At 39.9% G+C, this 17,926-nt stretch carries 20 protein-coding genes; 12 read left to right on the top strand and 8 right to left on the bottom strand.

The genetic code is table 11. The features are described 5' to 3' along the window. Positions 1 to 81: 81 nt before the first annotated feature. Entirely contained in the window at positions 82 to 468 is a 387-nt protein-coding gene (locus ACFOU2_RS25475) for a hotdog fold thioesterase (RefSeq protein ID WP_377919129.1), read from the top strand. Between the two features lie 63 nt (positions 469 to 531). Here the strand turns inward: ACFOU2_RS25475 and ACFOU2_RS25480 are convergent, their stop codons facing one another. Next, a complete protein-coding gene (locus ACFOU2_RS25480) occupies positions 532 to 1,860 on the bottom strand; it encodes an ArsB/NhaD family transporter (RefSeq protein WP_377919130.1) in 1,329 nt (442 codons plus the stop codon). Positions 1,861 to 2,000: 140 nt separating this feature from the next. Next, positions 2,001 to 2,435, bottom strand: a complete 435-nt coding sequence (locus ACFOU2_RS25485; RefSeq protein ID WP_377919131.1) for a hypothetical protein — start codon at positions 2,433 to 2,435, stop codon at positions 2,001 to 2,003. Between the two features lie 285 nt (positions 2,436 to 2,720). On the opposite strand from ACFOU2_RS25485, the gene ACFOU2_RS25490 reads away from it, so the two are divergent. Next, positions 2,721 to 3,281: a DUF5366 family protein gene (locus ACFOU2_RS25490; RefSeq protein ID WP_377919132.1), complete on the top strand. Its 561-nt coding sequence runs from the start codon at positions 2,721 to 2,723 to the stop codon at positions 3,279 to 3,281. Positions 3,282 to 3,442: 161 nt separating this feature from the next. Here the strand turns inward: ACFOU2_RS25490 and ACFOU2_RS25495 are convergent, their stop codons facing one another. Then, a complete protein-coding gene (locus ACFOU2_RS25495) occupies positions 3,443 to 5,305 on the bottom strand; it encodes a transglycosylase domain-containing protein (RefSeq protein WP_377919133.1) in 1,863 nt (620 codons plus the stop codon). Between the two features lie 342 nt (positions 5,306 to 5,647). Between ACFOU2_RS25495 and kapD the strand changes: the two genes are divergently transcribed. After that, on the top strand, positions 5,648 to 6,271 hold the full coding sequence (kapD, locus tag ACFOU2_RS25500; protein WP_377919134.1) for a 3'-5' exonuclease KapD: 624 nt from the start codon (positions 5,648 to 5,650) through the stop codon (positions 6,269 to 6,271). Positions 6,272 to 6,384: 113 nt separating this feature from the next. On the opposite strand, the gene ACFOU2_RS25505 is transcribed toward kapD, so the two are convergent. Beyond that, positions 6,385 to 6,783, bottom strand: a complete 399-nt coding sequence (locus ACFOU2_RS25505; RefSeq protein ID WP_377919135.1) for a kinase-associated lipoprotein B — start codon at positions 6,781 to 6,783, stop codon at positions 6,385 to 6,387. Between the two features lie 55 nt (positions 6,784 to 6,838). Between ACFOU2_RS25505 and ACFOU2_RS25510 the strand changes: the two genes are divergently transcribed. Beyond that, on the top strand, positions 6,839 to 7,060 hold the full coding sequence (locus ACFOU2_RS25510) for a hypothetical protein (RefSeq protein WP_377919136.1): 222 nt from the start codon (positions 6,839 to 6,841) through the stop codon (positions 7,058 to 7,060). Positions 7,061 to 7,172: 112 nt separating this feature from the next. Next, positions 7,173 to 7,766 carry a superoxide dismutase family protein gene (locus ACFOU2_RS25515; RefSeq protein WP_377919138.1) on the top strand — a complete coding sequence of 198 codons (594 nt, stop codon included), beginning with the start codon at positions 7,173 to 7,175 and terminating at the stop codon, positions 7,764 to 7,766. Between the two features lie 138 nt (positions 7,767 to 7,904). Here the strand turns inward: ACFOU2_RS25515 and ACFOU2_RS25520 are convergent, their stop codons facing one another. Beyond that, positions 7,905 to 9,080, bottom strand: a complete 1,176-nt coding sequence (locus ACFOU2_RS25520; protein ID WP_377919139.1) for a MalY/PatB family protein — start codon at positions 9,078 to 9,080, stop codon at positions 7,905 to 7,907. A gap of 143 nt (positions 9,081 to 9,223) precedes the next feature. On the opposite strand from ACFOU2_RS25520, the gene ACFOU2_RS25525 reads away from it, so the two are divergent. Then, positions 9,224 to 9,487 carry a DUF1871 family protein gene (locus ACFOU2_RS25525; protein WP_377919140.1) on the top strand — a complete coding sequence of 88 codons (264 nt, stop codon included), beginning with the start codon at positions 9,224 to 9,226 and terminating at the stop codon, positions 9,485 to 9,487. Positions 9,488 to 9,537: 50 nt separating this feature from the next. On the opposite strand, the gene ACFOU2_RS25530 is transcribed toward ACFOU2_RS25525, so the two are convergent. Then, the gene (locus ACFOU2_RS25530) at positions 9,538 to 10,365 is read right to left on the bottom strand and encodes an alpha/beta fold hydrolase (RefSeq protein WP_377919189.1); all 828 of its coding nucleotides are present in this window, start codon (positions 10,363 to 10,365) and stop codon (positions 9,538 to 9,540) included. 176 nt (positions 10,366 to 10,541) lie between these two features. Here ACFOU2_RS25530 and ACFOU2_RS25535 point away from each other — a divergent pair, with 176 nt between their 5' ends. Both ACFOU2_RS25535 and ACFOU2_RS25540 read left to right on the top strand, forming a co-directional pair. Then, the gene (locus ACFOU2_RS25535; RefSeq protein WP_377919141.1) at positions 10,542 to 11,042 is read left to right on the top strand and encodes an Lrp/AsnC family transcriptional regulator; all 501 of its coding nucleotides are present in this window, start codon (positions 10,542 to 10,544) and stop codon (positions 11,040 to 11,042) included. Then, complete coding sequence (locus tag ACFOU2_RS25540) at positions 11,042 to 12,208, top strand: aminotransferase (RefSeq protein WP_377919142.1); 1,167 nt, start codon at positions 11,042 to 11,044, stop codon at positions 12,206 to 12,208. Before ACFOU2_RS25535 ends, ACFOU2_RS25540 begins: the two co-directional genes overlap by 1 nt. 267 nt (positions 12,209 to 12,475) lie before the next feature. Here the strand turns inward: ACFOU2_RS25540 and ACFOU2_RS25545 are convergent, their stop codons facing one another. Next, complete coding sequence (locus ACFOU2_RS25545; RefSeq protein WP_377919143.1) at positions 12,476 to 12,844, bottom strand: helix-turn-helix domain-containing protein; 369 nt, start codon at positions 12,842 to 12,844, stop codon at positions 12,476 to 12,478. A gap of 353 nt (positions 12,845 to 13,197) precedes the next feature. Between ACFOU2_RS25545 and ACFOU2_RS25550 the strand changes: the two genes are divergently transcribed. From ACFOU2_RS25550 to yugI, 3 genes are all read left to right on the top strand, one after another. Continuing rightward, the gene (locus ACFOU2_RS25550) at positions 13,198 to 13,755 is read left to right on the top strand and encodes an RNA polymerase sigma factor (protein WP_377919144.1); all 558 of its coding nucleotides are present in this window, start codon (positions 13,198 to 13,200) and stop codon (positions 13,753 to 13,755) included. Continuing rightward, on the top strand, positions 13,748 to 15,508 hold the full coding sequence (locus ACFOU2_RS25555; protein ID WP_377919145.1) for a hypothetical protein: 1,761 nt from the start codon (positions 13,748 to 13,750) through the stop codon (positions 15,506 to 15,508). Before ACFOU2_RS25550 ends, ACFOU2_RS25555 begins: the two co-directional genes overlap by 8 nt. Before the next feature lie 154 nt (positions 15,509 to 15,662). Beyond that, positions 15,663 to 16,073 (top strand): S1 domain-containing post-transcriptional regulator GSP13, encoded by a 411-nt coding sequence (gene yugI, locus ACFOU2_RS25560; protein WP_377919146.1) that lies wholly within the window; start codon positions 15,663 to 15,665, stop codon positions 16,071 to 16,073. Between the two features lie 218 nt (positions 16,074 to 16,291). Here the strand turns inward: yugI and ACFOU2_RS25565 are convergent, their stop codons facing one another. Then, positions 16,292 to 16,522, bottom strand: coding sequence for a DUF378 domain-containing protein (locus tag ACFOU2_RS25565; RefSeq protein ID WP_377919147.1), 231 nt, complete (start codon positions 16,520 to 16,522; stop codon positions 16,292 to 16,294). Between the two features lie 158 nt (positions 16,523 to 16,680). Between ACFOU2_RS25565 and ACFOU2_RS25570 the strand changes: the two genes are divergently transcribed. After that, positions 16,681 to 17,844 carry an iron-containing alcohol dehydrogenase gene (locus ACFOU2_RS25570; RefSeq protein ID WP_377919148.1) on the top strand — a complete coding sequence of 388 codons (1,164 nt, stop codon included), beginning with the start codon at positions 16,681 to 16,683 and terminating at the stop codon, positions 17,842 to 17,844. The last annotated feature ends 82 nt before the right edge of the window (positions 17,845 to 17,926 follow it).

Raw genomic sequence — 17,926 nt, forward strand, 5'->3', positions numbered from 1 at the left:
GGTAGAAAGTATATCCAGGCGCGGGGGGAATTGAACTATAAACTCTTTCTTGGTTTGTTTGAAAAAGGAGTGGATCGATGAATGGATTTGAAAGATACACTAATGGAAGCGTTAGGAATTGAAATCACACATCTCAGTAAAGAAAAAGTGATAGCAACAATGCCAGTGGATGGACGAACAAGGCAGCCTTTTGGTTTATTGCACGGCGGGGCATCTGTCGCGCTGGCAGAAACGGTAGCCAGTATCGGGGCATATGAATGTGTCGATCAGGAGCATGAAGCCTGCGTAGGGTTAGAGATCAATGCGAACCATATTCGTTCAAAGCGGGATGGAGTGGTGACGGCAACGGCTATTCCTTTACATAAAGGTAAAACGACGATGGTATGGGAAGTGAAAATAACGGATGAGCAAGAGGAGCTGATTTGCATTTCCCGTTGCACCATGGCTGTATTAAAGCTAAACAAATAGGACCGGAGAAAAAAAAGCGCCTTTTCCCGCGGCTTGTACAGGAAAAAGGCGCTTTTTATATGTTTACATTAAATAGCGTAAGAAAATGTAAATGTGAGAGATGATGAGTGCAACCAACGTTAAAGGAGCGCCGATTTTCAAAAACTGCATATAGCTGAAGCCGTGCCCTTCGCGAGAAGCGATACCGGCAACGATAACGTTGGCGGATGCACCGATTAAGGTTCCGTTTCCGCCTAAACATGCACCAAGGGCAAGCGACCACCAAAGAACGTCAATTTGGGCAGAATCTGGTGATAATCCCATTCCAACAGCCATGTCTTGAATAAGCGGAATCATGGTAGCCACGAAAGGGATGTTATCGATTGTCGCAGAGGCAACGCCAGAAATCCATAAGATTAAATAGGAAGCAGTCGTAATATCCCCGCCTGTAATATCCAGAGCTTTTTGTGCGAGAGACTTGATGAGGCCAATATCCACTAAACCTCCGACCAGTGTGAATAAACCGACGAAGAAGAAGATAGTGACCCACTCGACAGAAGCGAACACTTCCTCTAAATCATGTTCCTTGACACCAATCAACATTAAAATAGTTCCTCCAGCCATGGCGATGACTGCAGCGTCTACGTGAGTAATGGAATGAGTGATGAATCCAAGAATCGTCAGTGCAAGGACAATTAATGACTTTTTCATTAGCACTGCATCTTTGATATAATCCTTTTCATCTAACTGCATGAGTTTTGCAATGAGTTTTGGATCGGCTACAAGCTGCTTGCGATAAGCAAAATAGAGAATCCCTGCCGTAACGAGTGTAATAATGAGAACGACTGGAGCTAAATTCAATAAAAAGTCGTTGAACGTTAAGTGTTTATTGGCAGATCCGATCATAATGTTTGGCGGATCACCAATCAAAGTGGCCGTCCCGCCAATGTTTGAGAACAGAACTTCTGAAATCAAATAAGGAACGGGATTTACATTTAGAATCCGTGTAATAGAAAATGTAACAGGAACAATTAATAAAACTGTCGTTACATTATCGAGAAAAGCAGATGCTAATGCTGTTAAAAGAGAAAGTATAATTAAGATGTTGATGGGGTTGCCTTTTGCGATTTTCGCGGCTTTAATCGCAACAAATTGGAAGACACCTGATTTACTTGTAATTCCTACAAGAATCATCATTCCAATTAAAAGTGTAATCGTTCCCCATTCAATGTGATGGTTATAAGCTGTTTCCAGATCTACAATACCAAAAGCAATCATTAACCCGGCGCCCAGTAAAGCAATGATTGCACGGTTAATTTTTTCAGAGATGATAATAGCATACGCGACTAAAAAAATGACAATGGCCGCGTAATATTGAAAGTTTGAAACTTCATGGACGGCTGTTTCGTGCACCGATGTTCCCTCCTTGTTATTCTCAGTAAATAGAAAAGTCGTCCCCCAACGCACAAGATGTGCCAGCAAAGACGTTATGAATCCGCAGATGTACATGCAAAGGTGTTATGACAGGGTGTCATATAGTCAGTCTTCATTTCTTATTGTGTGTAAACAACCTCGCTTTCGCACTTCGGGCAGCTTAATGCAGCAGAATCTGTTTCGAGGTCTTGTACATAAAAAGCAAACGAACAGGACGTGCATTGTAATTTTAAAAAGCGGTCAATCAGCACTTTTTCAGATGAAATTCCAGACTTTGACGTATCGATTAACTCAGCATGTACATCTTTTTCTGAATCATCTTCAGCAATAAGCTGTCCCTTTTCTTCTTCCACAGTCCGCCATTGTCCGCCCGCAATATGTTGTTCTAACTGACTGTGCGATGCCTGGTCGAGCATTTTTTTAGCTAATGAGATAAGCTGCTCGTTTGATAAAGAGGAAAAAGATAAATCCTCCCCAAGTCTTTTCCAGTAGCCCTTTAATTGATCTTCTGTAAAGACATATTTGGCAATCTTATGTATGACAACATTTTTCATCATCTATCCTCCTTGTCATATAACAATAATCGCTTATTTTCGACTATAGATAATTATATTCTTTTTCTATTTCCATCACAATGAATTAGTTGACAATTACTGAAAAATCAAATAAAGTCTTTAAATTGCTGTAAGCAGCTGGCATAATAGGTAACGCAAAGATGTTTCATATTTTAAATAACAGTAAAATGAAATGTATTGTTCCCTATTTTGCGAGATTTCGGTAAAATTGGACAATCCATACTGAGCCTTAATATAGCTAAAAAGTAAGAATGAGGTTTTACGATGATTAAAAACAAATACATAACGAGCTATTTTCCGTTACTATCAATTGTGCTATTTAGTATGTCGCTGGGAATATGCATTAGCTTTTGGCTGATCGGATTATTCCGTTCTTTAGGGGTATATGAGGGTTTGATGACCTTTTTCTCGGCAAGAGAGCTAACGCTTACACTATTCCTGTTATTGAGTTTCCTTTTTTTTATGTTGTTTGCAGCTTTAAAGCTCATCAGTGATACATTGATGGGACTTTCCTTGCTGTTTTTCTCTACAGACCTGAAAGGGGAGGGAGTGGACAGAGCGAGTAGGGGAGTGATCCTTTTCGTCATCGGGTCCTTTATTTCGATTATCGTTTCACATTCGTTGTTATTTATCGTCATAACCTTTCTGGCAACGGCTTGCACGTATTTTGTGTATGCAGTATATCGAATGCATGAGATGTTTAAACCAGCTGCGCTTATCGGCTTTATCTTTTTTCACGTTTTTTCATGGTCCATCTTTACGCTTGTTATTGCTTATTTCTCTTTCAAGTTTTACCACAGTATGTTAAACAGTTTGCCTGTTTAATAAAGGTGTGTGGCCCTTGTCTCAACAGTTTCAAGAGATTGAGACTGAACCATAAATTCGAAAAATTGATTGGTTTTAGGTTTTATGTGAAATGGACCGTCAACAAAACCTGGTATTACCGGGTTTACATGACGGTCCATTTTGAGTCACCCCATATTCTCTTAATGGTTTCCTTCTGTCAATCTTTTCCACACGAAAAGATGAGGGCTTTCTTCCGCTAATCTCTGATTGCTTTTTGGTTTGTCACTTCCAATCCAAACCCCGACCGTATACCGATCTTTCATACCGATGAACCATAAATCCTTATAGTCATTTGTGGTACCGGTTTTTCCCCCGGCATAGCCTTGACTTCCTCTTATTTTTTTAGCTGTACCGCTGTTTATGACTTCCGCCAACAACTTTCTCATCGTCGTATTGGTTGTACTCTTCCAGACTTGAACGGTTGGCTCTTGCCATTTGTATAATATTTTCCCTTTAGCATCCGTGACTTTTAAGATGGCGCGGGAAGAGGTATACTTCCCGTTGTTGGAAAATACGGTGTAAGCATTTGTCAGCTCAAGAGGCGTCACTCCATAAGTGAATCCGCCAACAGCTGCTGTTAGGTTATGATCCTTTGGAACGATATGCTGAAATTGGAAAGGTTCCATGTATTGAAATCCTTTTTCAACTCCGACCTGATTCAGCAAACGTACAGCAGGCGTGTTGTAGGAATATTTAAAAGCTGTTTTCAATGTTGTCATCCCATAGTGACGGCCGCTTGCATTTTGAGGGCAATAGCCGTTTAAACAAAATGGTCCGGCATCTACTAAACTATTTTCTGTTGCTCCGTATTCATTTATGTAAGGGACATAGACGAGTAGGGGCTTTATGGCTGATCCGGGCTGGCGAACAGCTTGGTAAGCCCGGTGGAAATCTAATTTTTTATAATTCTTCCCACCAATGATGGCACTGATTTGATGGGTTTGATGATTTAACACGACAATTGCTCCATTGACATCCTGCATGGGAAGAGCTTGCTTGAGAACGGAGGTTCCTTTTTCTTGTAAGGGACGGGACAATCCTGTATAAATATGAACGCCGGACCGCAATACTTCTTGTACCCGTTGTTTTAGCTTGAATTGGAGGCGCCGTTTCTCTTCCGGAACTGCCTCGTCAATTTGCTTGGTAAATCCTTCTTGATCAGCAATGAGCTCTTTTAATTCCTCGTAAACATATGTCGTATAGTCAGGATATAAATCCATGTTTTTTTCAATATTGAGAGTAATAGGCTCTCCCATGGCCTTTTCGTAAACAGCTCTATCTATTTTTTTTGCTTGAGCCAACTTTTTAAGAATGAATTGCTGGCGGGACTTAGTATTCGGTTCAACAGACAGCGGATCGTAAAAACTCGGATTATTTGGGATAGCACATAGAAAAGACATTTCCCCTAATGTGAGCTCATGGACGTCCTTTTGAAAGTAATAATGGCTGGCTGTGTCGATTCCGTATATTCCATGGCCAAAATAAATGCTGTTTAAATAGAGTTCTAAAATCTTCTTTTTAGAGAACTGCTTTTCAAGTTGATAGGCATACAGCAGCTCATTGATCTTTCTTTTATAGGATTTTTCATGGGTTAAAAACAAATTGCGTGCCAGCTGCTGGGTGATAGTACTACCTCCTTGCTCAATGGACTGGCTTTTTAGATTAATGGTAAATGCCCGAATAATTCCTCCTATATCGAATCCGTGATGCTGATAAAAATGTCGATCTTCCGTGGTTAAAAAAATATCGACGACGGTTTGGGGGATGTGCTCAATTGGTAAGTACTTTCTTTTTTCCCCATCGTGCATTTCCGAAAATACTATGCCATTTTCATCGTACATATAGCTGTTTTGGGAAAGTGACACGTGTTGAATGTGGACTTGCCGTTGAATTGCTTTATGAAGAGACTGAATGTTGTTCCATTCAATCGTCAAATAAAAAAGAACCACGATAAACAAAGGTATTTGAATACATAATATGAGAAATCCTGCAAACGCCCTCAATCGGCTCACTCTTTCTATAGTTCTTATGTCACGCTTGTCATTTTAGCAAAGCATGGGAGGAATCGCTACAGAAAGTTAAGAGCCTTTTTCACATTTTATTTATATTAATGGGTGCATATTTTTATGGAAAGTTTATCTTTTGCAGCTTTATCTTAAAAAAATAATAATTAGGGATAATTGTCTCAATCAATAAGACAGGCAGATGAATAAAGTAGAAATGAAACGCCTCGAAAAATTCAGAATCTTTTTAAGGAAATGCAAAAAAGAGGCGTATAATCAACTTTTACATGATATAATGAAGTAATGATAGTGTACGGATCATGTTTTGGGGGTGAAGAGTAGATGAATTATGATCATCAGTATTTGTTTATCGATTTTGAGTTTACGATGCCTGAGAGTAAAGGGAATCCGAAGGGCTTTTTCCCTGAAATTATTGAAGTAGGTATTGTCTCCGTTACCAATCAAGAAATTCGCGACACATTTTCTTCGTATGTAACACCCGCTGCTTTTCCTTTATTGACAGAGCGCTGCAAATCCTTTCTAAATATTCAACAAGACCAAGTAGACAACGGAATAAGTTTTGAGCAGTTAGTCAAGAGATTGGAAGAGTACGAGCGCCGAGGTGCGAGTACTATTATCACATGGGGAAATATGGATATGAAAGTATTGAGACATAATTGTCAAAAAGCAGGTTTATCGTTTCCCTTCAAAGGAAAACAGGTGGATTTGTCCATGGAATATAAGCGGTTCTTCGGAGATCAAAATCAAACGGGGTTATGGAAAGCTGTACAGGAGTATGGGAAAGAAGGAACCGGCAAACATCATTGTGCTTTAGATGATGCACTGACAACGTACAACATCTTTAAGCTTGTAGAAAACGATAAACGTTATTTAGCAAGGCCGGAGCCAACGACTATTGGAGACCGTGTTGATTTCTCTAAATTACTCAATAAGTTTGCATTGTAAAAGCCAAATCATCTACGAGAGTGATTTGGCTTTTTTATTTTGGCTTATAAGAAAGTATAAGTGCAGCCAAGCAACCGCCGGCGCCTAAAGGCTTGGCGTTAGCTAAGCTTTCTCTATTCCCGGCCTTTGAAATAATCTTGTTTTAATGCCTTCAATTTCTCTTTGCTCATGGAACCAAAAACGGAATCTTCCTTGTCTAGCTCCTCCATTAAATGCTCGATCGCAAGTTTTAAAGAAGAGTAATAGTCAGGAATCTCTCCTTCGAATTTCTTGACCATGGTTTTGGGGATATTGGTTTGCTCATTAAAAGCTAGTGCACGCCGTTCATGGAAAAAACCAACCTCAGCTTGTTTCGGATGGTGCAAATCACCTTGCTGCGGATGCTTAAGAACCGCCTTTACTTTCACTAAATAATGAGAAGAACGATCTTGTGTAATTTCGCCAATATACTTTCCTGTTTTGTAAATGCCTGTCACAATATCGCCAATTTTCAATTCTTTTTCGTTTGACATGTTTGCTCCTCCTTGATAGATAGTTGTAAAAATATTATAAAGGATATAAGAGAGGTTGATCATAGGTGAGGTGTTAAACTTGTTATTGTTTTTGACTCTTCAATTGTTTCTTTATTTTCCCGAAGATAAATCCGAATACATACCGGCAGCTTTTACAATGCTGCTTTTTGGGGCGGCTGCTGTATTGACTATGAAGTTTATTATAAAGATATCTAAAAAGGAAGCGCAAGCGGCTAAACAACTGGAGGAAAAACTAAAGGACCATAATCAGGAATAAAGCTTCTCCTCCCCGTATTATTCCTTCGATAAAAAGGGACCGGAAAGGTTTAAATTATGGGCCTGGTGGCAAAGATGTTGAAGACATAAGACATTTTTTGTTGGAGGATTATATGAAAAAAGCAGCTAGCACAGCGTTGCTTTCTTTTTTTCTTTTAGCCGGTTGTATGGAAGAGCAAACAACTAAAAAAGATATAGAGTTGTTTAATGCTGTAGGAGATTCACTTGGGAAAGTAACCTTGACCGAAAAATCGGACGGTGTGGAAATGGAATTCAAGCTGGAAGGTCTTCCGCCTGGTGAACATGCCATTCATATTCATGAAAAAGGCAGTTGTGACGCGCCAGACTTTAAGTCATCGGGGAATCATTTCAACCCTGAGAAAAAAGAGCACGGTCTTCTTCATCCGAAGGGAGCCCACGCAGGGGATCTGCCTAATTTAATTGTAGAAGATGATGGCAAGTTTGCTGGGACGCTAATGGCGCCAGGAGTAACAATGAAAGAAGGAAAAACTTCTTTGCTCCAAACCCAGGGCACATCTCTTATCATTCATAAAGGCAAAGATGATGGAATGACACAGCCGGCCGGAAATTCAGGTGAGCGAATTGCATGCGGTGTGATCTCTGAGAATAAACAGAAAGCAAAAGGAAAAGAGGAAGAATCAGGCGGGAAAGAAGGACAAAACAAGCCCGGTAAAGAGGAAAAATAAAAAAGAGGGGATGATTAGAGCGCCATACCTTGAATCATCCCGCTGAAAGGACCCGGCGCGAGAAATCCAATCAAACGGAGGATGTTTCTACGGGTCCTTTCAGTTTAAAACATGATGACTCATTTCAAGGCTTTCGCTTTATACATCGGAAAAGGCTCGATAAAGGCGATCCAGCCCATCTTTTAAAAGCTCTCTCGGGCAGCCGATATTTAAACGAATAAAACCGCTTCCTTGTCTGCCATACTTTGTACCGGGTTCCACGGCAAGTTTTCCTTTTTCAAGCAGCAGTGTTCTGATTTTGGCATCAGAGAGTCCCAAGCCGCGGCAGTCAATCCAGATTAAATATGTTCCCTCAGGTTCTACTAACTTTAACTTAGGAAGACGGTTACGGATAAAGTCGGAGGCGTATTGAATGTTGTCTTGTAAATAGCTTAATAGATTCTCCAGCCATCCTTCGCCGCCGCGGTATGCGGCCTCCATCCCGACAATGCCAAATAGGTTTAAAGAGAAAAAGCCTTGTTTGCGCTGTATGCGATTATACTTTTCTCTAAGCTCTTTATTATCAATGATTACAGCCGATGCCTGCAAACCTGCTAAGTTAAACGTTTTGCTTGGTGCGATAAATGTAATGATATTGCTTTCTCCGTCACGATGGAGAGAGGCGATTGGAATATGTTTATGAGGCTTATATACAAGGTCCGCATGAATTTCATCTGACAGTAAAATCACGCCATGTCTTTGGCAAAGCTCATACACTCGCTGCAGTTCTTCTGCGGTCCATACCCTTCCACCTGGGTTATGGGGGCTGCATAAAATCATCATCTTTACCCCTTGGGCCAGCTTCTCCTCTAAGTCGGCAAAGTCCATCTTATATCTGTCATCTTGTAAAATTAACGGGTTTTCAATAAGTGTACGACCATTTTCTTTTATCATGTTAAAAAATGGGCTGTATACGGGTGTTTGAATTAAAATAGGGTCTTTTTCGTTCGTAAATGCCTGGATGGCCATACTAATGGAAAAGACAACCCCTGGACTGTAGACAATCCAATCGGATTCCGCTTTCCAATCATGTCGATTCTCCAACCATTCTAAAATCGCATCACTTGTTTCATTGTTTGGCACTGTATAGCCAAAGATTCCATGCTTTAATGCTTTTTCCAAAGCTTGTTGTACGGCGGGAGGAGCGGGGAAATCCATATCGGCTACCCACATGGGAAGCAAATCTTCTCCTCCAAAAAGTGAATTCACGTTATCCCATTTTACAGAATGAGTCTGCATTCGATTCGTGATATAATCAAAAGGCTGTTGGCTCAAAGTTTATCCTCCTTATGAAATAAAAAGTAATTTCTTATATATTTATTATTCCATTCAAATGGGATGACTCCTTTTTTGTCCTGCTCTAGCAGGCCGAAAAAGGCAAGGGCGGTATATTCGATAAAAAGCAAGAGGTGACATTGATGAATAGTATGCAAGATACAAATATAAAGCTGATGGAGTGCTTATTAAGTTGGGATCCGCTAGGGTACGGAACAGATTCATATGAGACGGAAGTAGTGGATGTTATAGAAGCGGTTCACCGTTATGATGATAGAGAACGGCTCGCTCGCCGTATTCAAAGCATTTATGAATTTTCCTTCGAAGAAATCATCCCCTTGCCAGTTTGTCAGAAAAAGGCAAGTGAGCTGCTAATGATTAAAAACAGCGGCACGTGTGAATTGTAGGTCATCAGGATCGCACAAAAGGGGGAAATTTCTCCCTTTTGTGCGATTCTCTAGTATAGAAACTGTAACATATGCTGGTGAATGGCTTCAGGTTTTTCTTCCGGGACGAGGTGACCTGTTTTTTGAAATGAGATAAGAGTAGAATTTTGGATATCTTGTTTTAGACGCTTTCCGATATTTAAAGGTACCACCCGATCTTCTTCTCCCCAAATTAATAAACTAGGAACTTCAATTGAACGCAAGTCTTCCGAAGATAAATCTCCTTCCCGATGACGAATCATTCTTGTTAAAGCCATAAAAATCTTATCGTCGGAAAAAGGCTTCATATATCCTTGAATCATTTCTTCATCAATCATGTTCAAATCATAGACCACATTTTTTAGATTACCATCTATTCCTTTTCGAGCCAGCCATGTTTTGATCCAAAGATAAAAATAGGGAAGATAAGAAGAGAGAATTAAGCCATAGTGAGATCGGCTTAAATAGCCTGAACTGCATAATAAAATGATTTTATCCACCAGATCCGGCTCAAGTTTTGCCGTATTCAGTGAAATCTGTCCTCCCATTGAATGCCCGACGAGTATCACTTTATTTAAGTGAAGTTTACGGATAAGTTGAGTGATGAGTTTAGCTAAATTTTTATAGGAATAGACAAATGTCAACGATTTTTCACTTTGTCCAAACGGCGGTAAATCCACGGCTATAACAGAAAAGTCCTTAGTTAATAACGGAATAAGGCGGCGAAAGCTAAAACTTGAAGATAAAAAGCCGTGAACAAGAACGATAGCAGGCTTTGCGGGTGTATATCCGTAGAGCTCGTAATAAACAGAGACACCGTCAATGGTTTCAAAGTGTGATGAAAAAGAGGCATGTTCCATCATATTTCTTCGCTCCAACCATGTTTTTCTAATAGTTTCCCCGTTTGTATATAGATTAAGCGCCTGAGGCTTTTCCAATTTTTATTTCTAATCCATGTTGAGCGAAAATTCAATTTCTTATAAATTTATTTGTTATAATGATTTTTGAAACGATTTAGAAAATAGGGGGATTTAAAATGTTTTTAGAAGAAAAAGAATTGGAAATCCTTGAAATACTGGAAAGAAACAGCCGGATTTCCGTCGATACGATTGCCAAAATGGTGGATTTGCCGCTTGAAGAGACAACGGCGATTATCGAGAAGCTTGAGCGCGAAAAGGTTATCGTGCAATATGGTACAGCCATCAATTGGCGCAAAGTGGACGGCCATGAAAATGTTACGGCCATGATCGATGTAAAGGTAACGCCTAAACGAGGGGTAGGCTTTGATGGAATTGCAGAGCGTATTTATCGGTTCACGGAGGTTAAATCCGTTTATTTAATGTCAGGAGCATATGACTTGTCTGTTATCGTAGAAGGCAAATCAATGGCGGAAATTGCTTATTTCGTTTCGGAAAAGCTGTCGACGTTAGATTCGGTTTTGTCTACGACTACCCATTTTATCTTAAAGAAATACAAGCACGATGGAATCATTTATGAGCAAGGCGAAGATGACCGAAGAATTGTGGTGTCTCCGTAATGAGATCTTATGTATCCAAACAGGTTAAACAATTGAAACCTTCAGGCATTCGACGTTTTTTCGATTTAGCGGCCAGCATGGATGGAGTCATTTCGCTTGGAGTGGGTGAACCTGACTTTGTGACCCCCTGGTCTGTATGTGAAGCTTCAATCTCATCATTAGAACGAGGGCATACATCTTACACAGCCAATGCTGGTTTAATGGAACTCAGAAAAGAAATTGTCTTTTATTTGCAATCGCATTTTCACGTTAGATATGATGCGCAATCAGAAGTGATTGTAACGGTTGGGGCAAGTCAAGCGCTAGATATCGCGATGCGTGCCGTGTTAGATTCTGAAGATGAAGTGATTATCGCAGAGCCTAGTTTTGTTTCGTATGCTCCTCTCGTCTCACTCGCAGGGGGACGTCCTGTAGCAGTTGAAACGTCTATTGAACATGAGTTTAAATTACAGGCGGATCAACTTGAAAATGCGATAAGTCCCAAAACAAAAGCTCTTCTTCTTTGTTCACCTAATAATCCAACGGGAAGTATATTGAACAGAAAAGAGCTTGAAGAAATTGCCCGTGTGGTCAAAAAGTACGACTTGCTTGTGATCGCCGATGAAATCTATGCGGAACTATCATACGATGAGCCCCATTGTTCCATTGCTTCTTTGGAGGAAATGAGAGAACGTACAATTTTAGTCTCAGGATTTTCAAAGGGATTTGCAATGACAGGTTGGCGTTTAGGTTACATTTGTGCTCCTGAAGAATTAACTCAAGCGATGCTGAAAATTCATCAATACGCGATGATGTGCGCGCCGACGATGGCTCAATATGGAGCGATTGAAGCATTACAAAATGGACAGGAAGACGTAGAGCATATGCGAAAGAGTTATCGCAGACGCCGGAACTACATAGTGGAGTCGTTAAATCAAATTGGGCTCGATTGTCATATGCCGGGAGGTGCATTTTACGTTTTCCCATCCATTGCTAGAACAGGGATGACATCTGAAGAGTTCGCTGAGCGCCTTCTTATGGAAGAACGAGTGGCTGTTGTACCTGGAAGCGTATTTGGAAAAGGCGGAGAAGGACATATTCGCTGCTCTTATGCTTCTTCCATGGAAGCTTTGCAAGGAGCTATTGTCAGAATGCAGCGCTTTATGGAAAGAAATTGCCGCAAATAGATGGGCACCCTGAAGATTTAGCCAAAAGAAAGGCGGCAAAACCTAGTTAGGTTTTGCCAGCCTTAAAAAAGGGGGGAATACTATAGAAAGCCTTATATTTGTAATATAACCATTCATTGGTTGTTTTAAACAAGCCAGGGCCACTTTTTATCAAAAAAGCAGGGGAATATCAAATTAGGAGATGTTCGGTTCCGGCACATTGAGTCGCTTCCCTCTTCATTGAAAAGGCAAAAAGTGTCTTCACTCGGGAGGACTGCAGCGCTTTTCTTATTCTGCAAGGTCATATTTTTGTTCAAATACTGTTTTCATAAGCTGTAAGTATTGCGATTCGTTTAATTCTTTGACTTTCCTTAAGATAGACTTTGCTTTTTCCACTCCAATTGCCTGAATCAATTCTGACAGTTCTCCATCCATTTCTACATTTACGATTCCTTCTTCTTGAGCCCCCGTTAACTCGGTGATTGGAACATCCAACACGGTTGAAACTTTTAATAATGTTTGGCGGTCCGGAATTTTTTCGCCATTTTCGAATTTGGCAATGGTTGAGATTCCTAAGCGAGCTTTTAAAGCAAGTTCTGTTTGAGTCATCTTTTTAAGCTCACGGTACATTTTAATATTTTGTCCTATACGTTCCATACATCCAGCCCCCTCATTAACATTATTTCACATATATCTTATCATGATTACGCATAGAGATATTGGAATTTTCCGAACAAATCGTGACATTTTTTAAATAGGGATTTTATCCTGCATGAACGGGCAGTAAACCCTCTGCTTCAAAACCTAGTGTATTCGAAGAAGGTTAAGCGAATAATGCTGTGCACGTTTTTTAGCAAATTTATTTGAAAAAGAATGCCTGGTTCTCTTAATGTTGTCCAAAAGTAATATAATGTAAATTTAGGTATCTATAAGGATTTTTAGAGACTGGTCTATATGTAACAAAGGGGAGAAAAGCATTGTTTAATGACTGGAACGGGGAGGGAGAAAACTTGAAGGAAGAAGAGTTAATAGCGAAAGCAAAAGAAGGCAACATGAGGGCTTTTCATCAACTCATCCAATTGCATTACTCAACAGTCGAAAAATTTGCCTATCAGTTAGGAAATAGGCGTGATGAAATAGAGGATATTACACAAGAAGTATTTATTAGAGTATATCGTTTTTTAGATCAGTTCACACAGGCCAAGTTTACCACCTGGCTTTATAAAATCACCTTAAATGTGACGAGGGATATGGCAAGAAAACGCAGCCAAAATTTAAAAAAGGTATTTAAGTTTCAACAACAGCCCAGAGAAGACTATCCGCAAGTAGAAACTCATTTGCTCCAAAACGAGGAAGATCGCATGCTCCATATGTGCCTGCAAACATTAGATGAAAAATATCGTACACCCATCATCCTTTTTTATTTTCACGACAGGAAGTACGAAGAGATAGCAGAGATTATGTCGATTAGTTTATCCACCGTAAAAACCCGCATATTACGTGGGAAAACAATGCTAAAAAAAGCAATGGAAGACTTGAGTAAGAAAGAAGGTGGCAGCTATGGATGATAAAATGTTCGAACGGCGGTTAAAACAACTAAAAAATTCATATGAACAGCTTCCGACTGTTAGCTCCCCTCAGACCATTATGGAACATATTCAAAAGCGTGAAGTGAAGCACTCAAAGAGAACATGGTTCCACTTGCCTTATGTGGCCAGTTTCATTGGAGTGCTGCTGATTGGTTCCATTCTCGGTATGCAATTTTTTAATCATCTTCCAGCAAAGAATCAATCAAATCTGTCTGCTTTGCCGAAGCAATCTAGAGAACAGATAAGTCAGGAAAACAACGAGAAAGACCAACAGGGAAATAATCAAAACAATGATGAGAAGTCATCCTCCTATAAGGTTAGTGAGAAAGAATATAAAGAAGCATTAAAAGATTTATCGATGCTTTATGACCAGATGGCTGGGGATATGAAGGAGAAACTCCACACAGAAGAAATTGAGCACTACACATTTGTAAGAGAAGCGAAAGAAAAGTTAAATGCATTTCAAACAAAGGCAAAAACAGAGACCAAAAGTGAACAGGGCTTTTTTCGATATTGGGATGAACATCGTACAGTTATCATTCAAAAAATGTCGACTCCTGACATTCAATATGCAGAGCTTGAAAGGGATGCTAAAGCGGAAGATGGGCAAATGCGAGGGTATATAGAATCCCGTCTCCAGTCTCTGCTTGAAAAGCAAAACGAACTATTGCCTGCTTATCAAGAGAGGTGGAGCGATCTTCAATCTACCATTCCTTCAGTCAGAGATATCGATGCACTTTTAGGGCAGCTAAATAGTACACAATCTCAGGATCCTGAGGAAATTAATGAATTTAAATTGTTGGCTTTGGGGAGTGGATACGAATTTTATGATGCAGGAGAAGGAATGATTGATTTACGGGTTAACTACAAAGGAATGCAAGAAAAGTTTCATCCTTATCTTAGTCCAGCGTTCGAGCAACGTTTAGATTTACTTTCTAAAAAGAAAATTACTGTAGATGGTACGTTGAATATTACATTCGAAGAATTAGGCGATTATATTGTGAAACTGGAGAAAACCATTTTAGCAGATTCTTCTTCTCCTAGTGCCAAAACGTTGTACGAACAATATAAACAAGCTCTCGGATACTATTTACTCGGGGTGGATAATATGGTTGTGTTTGATTCTAATGGCGTGTTAAAAGAAGAAGTTAAACAAAACTATGAGCACTTTTTAACAACATATGAAGATACGAAAACATACAAAGTGGTCAAACCATTTTTTGAGATGTTGAAAGAGTTCAAATTTACAAATGTGGATGAAGTGAAAAAGTTCCAAATAAATTACCCTGTTCTGTTGAAGTCTGAAGAGACGCAGGGAGAGAGTGAAAGAATAGACGAGGCTTTATCTCCTCTGCCAGAGGATCTTCAAACCATTTACGAACAATACAAAACTACAAAAGATGATTCGTTGTTAATAGGGTTACGCCCTTACGATGTTATGCGTTTTTATACTCAAGCGACCTTAGAAGGGGAGTATGAAGCCATTTATGCTCTGTACAGTGAGGATGATGAAGCGGTACCGCCAAAAGAAAAAGTAGTAGAAGATTTAAAAGCAATGGGAAAGATGGATTTTTCGTATATAAACAGCATCTTCAATTATGCGCAGGAAAGTGTTGATGGGACAACAGCAACCGTACGGTTATACACGAGAGAAAATGATTTTAACCTTGAGTTTAAACTAATGCAGGGAAAAGATCATGTTTGGAAAGTAAAATGGCTCCCTATGCAATGAAATCATACGGAAAAATGTAAACTTCTTCATATTTTTGCCTGGTTTTGCGAATGATAAATAGAGCATAAGTCGTTTCTTTGATTACAATTGTATTTTATGCTATAATATTTTATTGCATATACATGGGCGAAAATAAAAAAATAGGAGTGTTCTCATGACTGAAAAATTTGAAGTAGGAAATGTTGTAAAAGGAAAAGTAACTGGAATTCAACCATACGGTGCGTTTGTTGAGATTGATGAAAACACACAAGGTCTTGTTCATATTTCTGAGATTAAACACGGCTTTGTAAAAGATATCAATGAACATTTAAAAGTCGGCGACGAAGTAAATGTAAAAATTCTTTCCATTGATGCGGAATCAGGTAAAATCGGTTTATCAATTCGTGCAACAGAAGAAGCACCGGAAAAAGAAGAAACAACTGCTAAGCCAAAGGCTCCAAAGAAGCGTCAAGCAACAATTCAAACGCAAGCGCAAACAGAAGCGCCTCAAGGTTTTAATACATTAAAAGAAAAGCTTCAAGAATGGATTGAGCAATCCGACCGCAAAGATTTAATCAAAAAATAAGGCAATGAAAAAGCGTCCTGAGGACGCTTTTTCATTGCTCAAACCATTATTCAGAAGAACCGGTTAATTAAAATAACGAGGAAGCAAAATTAACAGAGCGTTCTTTAGAGTTAGGAGAATACTTTACACGAAAGTTGTTGGAAGTGAGCAATCCTTGCCAGACTTTAACATGATTAAAAAAGAAAGGGCCCTTTTTGAAGAGGCCCTTTCTTTTTTATTTAACGTGTTGCTCGTGCTTCAGAACGTTCAACTTCTTCAGAAGGTTTAAATAATAAGCCCAAGTTAATTAACCCGGCAATTCCTACTAAGCCATAAATAATACGTGCAAGGGCAGAATCTTGTCCGCCGAAAATTGCGGCAATTAGGTCAAATTGAAAGAATCCAATCAATCCCCAGTTAATGGCGCCGATAATCGTAAGAACAAGTGCAATGCGTTGAATTGCGCTCATACGGTAACCTCCTTATATTGTGGTTCATTCTTTATATTGTTTTATTAGCCGAAAAATATGCATGGTAAACGTGAAAGTGGACATAACATTTGAAGAGTCACTTTTCTTTACAGGGGCACAAACGTTGAGCATAATGGAAATGGTAAGGAGGGATTCTAATGAATAGTTTTACATTTTATAATCCAACGAAGCTGATCTTCGGAAAAGGGCAATTACGGCAGTTAGAAAGCGAGCTCACTCACTATGGTAAAAAGGTACTCCTTGTATATGGTGGAGGAAGTATTAAAAGAAGCGGTCTTTATGATCGGGTAATGGCCATTTTAGAGAAAGCGGGGGCACAAGTGTTTGAGCTGCCGGGCGTAGAGCCGAATCCGCGCCTTTCTACAGTGCATAAAGGAGTCGAGATTTGCAAAAATGAAAACATCGATTTCCTGCTAGCCGTTGGCGGGGGCAGTGTGATCGATTGTACAAAAGCGGTGGCTGCCGGAGCGAAATATGACGGCGATGTGTGGGATATCGTGACCAAGAAAGCAGCGGCAGCTGATGCATTGCCGTTTGGCACAGTGCTGACACTTGCGGCAACTGGTTCGGAAATGAACTCAGGCTCTGTTATTACAAACTGGGAAACAAAAGAAAAATACGGTTGGGGAAGTCCGTACACGTTCCCAAAATTCTCTATTCTAGAACCTGAAAATACATTTACGGTTCCAAAAAATCAAACGATTTACGGGATCGTCGATATGATGAGTCACGTATTTGAACAATATTTCCACCACGTTTCCAATACACCGCTCCAAGATCGCATGTGTGAGTCTGTATTGAAAACGGTGATGGAAGCCGGGCCAAAGCTCGTAAATGATCTTGAGAATTTTGAACTTCGTGAGACCATTCTTTATGCTGGCACAATCGCTTTAAACGGTATGCTTCAAATGGGCTACCAAGGTGATTGGGCGACTCATAACATCGAGCATGCGGTATCTGCCGTGTATGACATCCCGCACGGCGGCGGCTTAGCGATTCTATTCCCGAACTGGATGAAACATACACTAAAAGAAAATGTCGGCCGCTATAAGCAACTAGCGGTTCGCGTATTTGATGTGAATCCAGAAGGAAAAACAGATGAAGAAACAGCGCTGGAAGGAATTGAAAAACTGCGTGAATTCTGGTCCAGCATTGGGGCTCCTTCCCGTCTTGCGGACTATGATATCGGTGACGAAAATCTTGAGCTTATGGCTGATAAGGCGATGGTTTACGGTGAATTCGGTCGTTTTAAAGTATTAAATAAAGAAGATGTGCTTGCCATTTTAAGAGCATCTCTATAATCAGAAAGCCTTCCCCGGGATTAGTAGTATCAGTTATTTCTTCAACGGATATGAATGGGGATGAGGCCTCCTGCTCCTGAAA

It is taken from the genome of Bacillus songklensis, from assembly GCF_042649685.1.
Classification (GTDB): Bacteria; Bacillota; Bacilli; order Bacillales; family Bacillaceae_H; genus Bacillus_BA; species Bacillus_BA songklensis.

Excerpts from the sequence above, each read along its gene's own strand:
- ACFOU2_RS25530 (WP_377919189.1), bottom strand. The coding sequence starts at position 10,365 with ATGGAACATGCCTCTTTTTCATCACACTTTGAAACCATTGACGGTGTC.
- ACFOU2_RS25540 (WP_377919142.1), top strand. The coding sequence starts at position 11,042 with ATGAGATCTTATGTATCCAAACAGGTTAAACAATTGAAACCTTCAGGC.
- yugI (WP_377919146.1), top strand. The coding sequence starts at position 15,663 with ATGACTGAAAAATTTGAAGTAGGAAATGTTGTAAAAGGAAAAGTAACT.
- ACFOU2_RS25505 (WP_377919135.1), bottom strand. The coding sequence starts at position 6,783 with ATGTCAAACGAAAAAGAATTGAAAATTGGCGATATTGTGACAGGCATT.
- ACFOU2_RS25555 (WP_377919145.1), top strand. The coding sequence starts at position 13,748 with ATGGATGATAAAATGTTCGAACGGCGGTTAAAACAACTAAAAAATTCA.
- ACFOU2_RS25545 (WP_377919143.1), bottom strand. The coding sequence starts at position 12,844 with ATGGAACGTATAGGACAAAATATTAAAATGTACCGTGAGCTTAAAAAG.
- ACFOU2_RS25485 (WP_377919131.1), bottom strand. The coding sequence starts at position 2,435 with ATGAAAAATGTTGTCATACATAAGATTGCCAAATATGTCTTTACAGAA.
- ACFOU2_RS25490 (WP_377919132.1), top strand. The coding sequence starts at position 2,721 with ATGATTAAAAACAAATACATAACGAGCTATTTTCCGTTACTATCAATT.
- kapD (WP_377919134.1), top strand. The coding sequence starts at position 5,648 with ATGAATTATGATCATCAGTATTTGTTTATCGATTTTGAGTTTACGATG.
- ACFOU2_RS25525 (WP_377919140.1), top strand. The coding sequence starts at position 9,224 with ATGAATAGTATGCAAGATACAAATATAAAGCTGATGGAGTGCTTATTA.
- ACFOU2_RS25475 (WP_377919129.1), top strand. The coding sequence starts at position 82 with ATGGATTTGAAAGATACACTAATGGAAGCGTTAGGAATTGAAATCACA.
- ACFOU2_RS25515 (WP_377919138.1), top strand. The coding sequence starts at position 7,173 with ATGAAAAAAGCAGCTAGCACAGCGTTGCTTTCTTTTTTTCTTTTAGCC.
- ACFOU2_RS25535 (WP_377919141.1), top strand. The coding sequence starts at position 10,542 with ATGTTTTTAGAAGAAAAAGAATTGGAAATCCTTGAAATACTGGAAAGA.
- ACFOU2_RS25570 (WP_377919148.1), top strand. The coding sequence starts at position 16,681 with ATGAATAGTTTTACATTTTATAATCCAACGAAGCTGATCTTCGGAAAA.
- ACFOU2_RS25565 (WP_377919147.1), bottom strand. The coding sequence starts at position 16,522 with ATGAGCGCAATTCAACGCATTGCACTTGTTCTTACGATTATCGGCGCC.